This is a genomic window from Arthrobacter sp. P1_B3, assembly GCF_056406615.1.
This window is the reverse complement of record NZ_JBFTZV010000057.1, coordinates 1-3,922: the sequence shown is the minus strand read 5'-3', so window position 1 is coordinate 3,922 and position 3,922 is coordinate 1. Positions and strand designations below refer to the sequence as shown.

The window sequence follows — 3,922 nt, the reverse complement described above, 5'->3', positions numbered from 1 at the left end:
GTAACACCCGAAGCCGGTGGCCTAACCCCTTGTGGGAGGGAGCTGTCGAAGGTGGGACTGGCGATTGGGACTAAGTCGTAACAAGGTAGCCGTACCGGAAGGTGCGGCTGGATCACCTCCTTTCTAAGGAGCACCTACAGTCACCTTGCCCCGTGTATGCGGGTGTGGAGGGGTTGTCAGGAGTAACGCCCGTTGCGCAGACGATTGTTCTGCGGCGGGTGCTCACGGGTGGAATATCAGCAAATAGCGGCCGCAGCTTCTTTCTCCTTGCCCAGTACGGATCCTCTCTTGAGAGTGTTCCTGGAACGGTGTGGGGTCAGTGGGGGCGGTTTAGTGTTTGGCACACTGTTGGGTCCTGAGGCAACAGGACCATGGCGCGGCCGCGTTGCTCTTCCTTTGGGAGGGTGCGTGGTTGTGGTGTGGGACTTGTGTTTCTGGTTTCCTGGCTGCACCGATCATACGGTTGTTCCTGTCTTTTGGGGCGGGGCGTGTGTGGGGTGTGTGGTACGGGGTTGTTGTTTGAGAACTACATAGTGGACGCGAGCATCTTTTATAAGAAGCAATTTCCAAGAATATGAACCTGGATCTGTGCCGTTGCTCTGGTTGTGCCCCTTGGGGTGTGGCTGGTGTGCGGTGTGGTTTYYRTGGTTCTCTCGAAAATTACTCCTTGATCTTTTGTGGTCAAGTTTTTAAGAGCACACGGTGGATGCCTTGGCATTAGGAGCCGAAGAAGGACGTAGGAATCTGCGATAAGCCTGGGGGAGTCGATAACCGGACTGTGATCCCAGGGTGTCCGAATGGGGAAACCCCGCCAGGGGCGCGAGCTGCCTGGTGACCCGCATCTGAACACATAGGGTGCGTGGAGGGAACGCGGGGAAGTGAAACATCTCAGTACCCGCAGGAAGAGAAAACAATAGTGATTCCGTCAGTAGTGGCGAGCGAACGCGGATCAGGCTAAACCGTTCCATGTGTGATAGCCGGCGGGCGTTGCATGGTCGGGGTTGTGGGACTTCCCATTCTGTCTCTGCCGGGACAGTGGGGTGAGAGTGCAGGCATAGGTGAACGGTCTTGAAAGGCCGGCCGTAGAGGGTGTGAGCCCCGTAACCGAAATGTTGTGCACCGCCTGGTGAAGTATCCCAAGTAGCACGGGGCCCGAGAAATCCCGTGCGAATCTGTCAGGACCACCTGATAAGCCTAAATACTCCCTAATGACCGATAGCGGACCAGTACCGTGAGGGAAAGGTGAAAAGTACCCCGGGAGGGGAGTGAAACAGTACCTGAAACCGTGTGCTTACAATCCGTCGGAGCARCCGCAGCTTGCTGTGTAGTTGTGACGGCGTGCCTTTTGAAGAATGAGCCTGCGAGTTAGTGTTACGTCGCGAGGTTAACCCGTGTGGGGAAGCCGTAGCGAAAGCGAGTCTGAATAGGGCGTTGCAGTGGCGTGATCTAGACCCGAAGCGAAGTGATCTACCCATGGCCAGGTTGAAGCGACGGTAAGACGTCGTGGAGGACCGAACCCACTTCAGTTGAAAATGGAGGGGATGAGCTGTGGGTAGGGGTGAAAGGCCAATCAAACTTCGTGATAGCTGGTTCTCCCCGAAATGCATTTAGGTGCAGCGTTGCGTGTTTCTTACCGGAGGTAGAGCTACTGGATGGCTAATGGGCCCTACAAGGTTACTGACGTCAGCCAAACTCCGAATGCCGGTAAGTGAGAGCGCAGCAGTGAGACTGTGGGGGATAAGCTTCATAGTCGAGAGGGAAACAGCCCAGACCACCAACTAAGGCCCCTAAGCGTGTGCTAAGTGGGAAAGGATGTGGAGTTGCGAAGACAACCAGGAGGTTGGCTTAGAAGCAGCCATCCTTAAAAGAGTGCGTAATAGCTCACTGGTCAAGTGATTCCGCGCCGACAATGTAGCGGGGCTCAAGTACACCGCCGAAGTTGTGGATTTCAGACAATAGCCAAGCCCTTGTGGTTCAGGCGTCTGGAGTGGTAGGGGAGCGTCGTGTGGGCAGTGAAGTCGCGGTGGAAACCAGCGGTGGAGCCTACACGAGTGAGAATGCAGGCATGAGTAGCGAAAGACGGGTGAGAAACCCGTCCGCCGGATGATCAAGGGTTCCAGGGTCAAGCTAATCTGCCCTGGGTAAGTCGGGACCTAAGGCGAGGCCGACAGGCGTAGTCGATGGACAACGGGTTGATATTCCCGTACCGGCGAAAAACCGCCCATGCTGAACAGGGGACACTAACCGCCCGAAACCTGCCTGACTACCCTTCGGGGTGGAAGGGTTTTGGTGGAGCGCGGGACCTGATCCTGGGAGGCAAGCGTATTAACAGGTGTGACGCAGGAAGGTAGCCGAGCCGGGCGATGGTTGTCCCGGTCTAAGGATGTAGGGCGAACGGTAGGCAAATCCGCCGTTCATGATGCCTGAGATCTGACGGGACCCCCGTATGGGGGGATTCGGTGATCCTATGCTGCCGAGAAAAGCATCGACGCGAGGTTTTAGCCGCCCGTACCCCAAACCGACACAGGTGATCAGGTAGAGAATACTAAGGCGATCGAGAGAATTATGGTTAAGGAACTCGGCAAAATGCCCCCGTAACTTCGGGAGAAGGGGGGCCCCAACCTTGAACACCACTTGCTGGTGGGAGGGGATCGGGGCCGCAGAGACCAGGGGGAAGCGACTGTTTACTAAAAACACAGGTCCGTGCGAAGTCGCAAGACGATGTATACGGACTGACTCCTGCCCGGTGCTGGAAGGTTAAGAGGACCGGTTAGCCGCAAGGCGAAGCTGAGAATTTAAGCCCCAGTAAACGGCGGTGGTAACTATAACCATCCTAAGGTAGCGAAATTCCTTGTCGGGTAAGTTCCGACCTGCACGAATGGAGTAACGACTTCCCCGCTGTCTCAACCATAAACTCGGCGAAATTGCAGTACGAGTAAAGATGCTCGTTACGCGCAGCAGGACGGAAAGACCCCGAGACCTTTACTATAGTTTGGTATTGGTGTTCGGAGTGGCTTGTGTAGGATAGGTGGGAGACGTTGAAGCCCGGACGCCAGTTCGGGTGGAGTCATCGTTGAAATACCACTCTGGTCACTTTGGACATCTAACTTCGGCCCGTAATCCGGGTCAGGGACAGTGCCTGATGGGTAGTTTAACTGGGGCGGTTGCCTCCTAAAAAGTAACGGAGGCGCCCAAAGGTTCCCTCAGCCTGGTTGGCAATCAGGTGTCGAGTGTAAGTGCACAAGGGAGCTTGACTGTGAGAGAGACATCTCGAGCAGGGACGAAAGTCGGGACTAGTGATCCGGCGGTACATTGTGGAATGGCCGTCGCTCAACGGATAAAAGGTACCTCGGGGATAACAGGCTGATCTTGCCCAAGAGTCCATATCGACGGCATGGTTTGGCACCTCGATGTCGGCTCGTCGCATCCTGGGGCTGGAGTAGGTCCCAAGGGTTGGGCTGTTCGCCCATTAAAGCGGTACGCGAGCTGGGTTTAGAACGTCGTGAGACAGTTCGGTCCCTATCCGCTGCGCGCGCAGGAAATTTGAGAAGGGCTGTCCTTAGTACGAGAGGACCGGGACGGACGAACCTCTGGTGTGTCAGTTGTACTGCCAAGTGCACCGCTGATTAGCTACGTTCGGATGGGATAACCGCTGAAAGCATCTAAGCGGGAAGCTCGCTTCGAGATGAGATTTCCATACACCTTGTGTGTGAGAGGCCCCCAGCCAGACCACTGGGTTGATAGGCCGGATGTGGAAGCGAGGACTAACGACTCGTGAAGCTGACCGGTACTAATAGGCCGATAACTTACACCACACACCCATCCCGTGAACGGATTCAAAAGACGTTCACACCCCGGGAAGGGTACAAAGAAACAAGACTGCTTGCGTCCACTATGTGGTTCCCAAACAACACAAACCCGT

The 3,922-nt window shown here is 55.6% G+C and carries 2 rRNA genes; both read left to right on the top strand.

What is annotated here, in order from left to right:
* Window positions 1-123: ribosomal RNA gene (locus AC1D2F_RS23710) — 16S ribosomal RNA — on the top strand; the annotation flags it as partial.
* Window positions 124-679: 556 nt separating this feature from the next.
* Window positions 680-3,815: ribosomal RNA gene (locus tag AC1D2F_RS23705) — 23S ribosomal RNA — on the top strand.
* The last annotated feature ends 107 nt before the right edge of the window (window positions 3,816-3,922 follow it).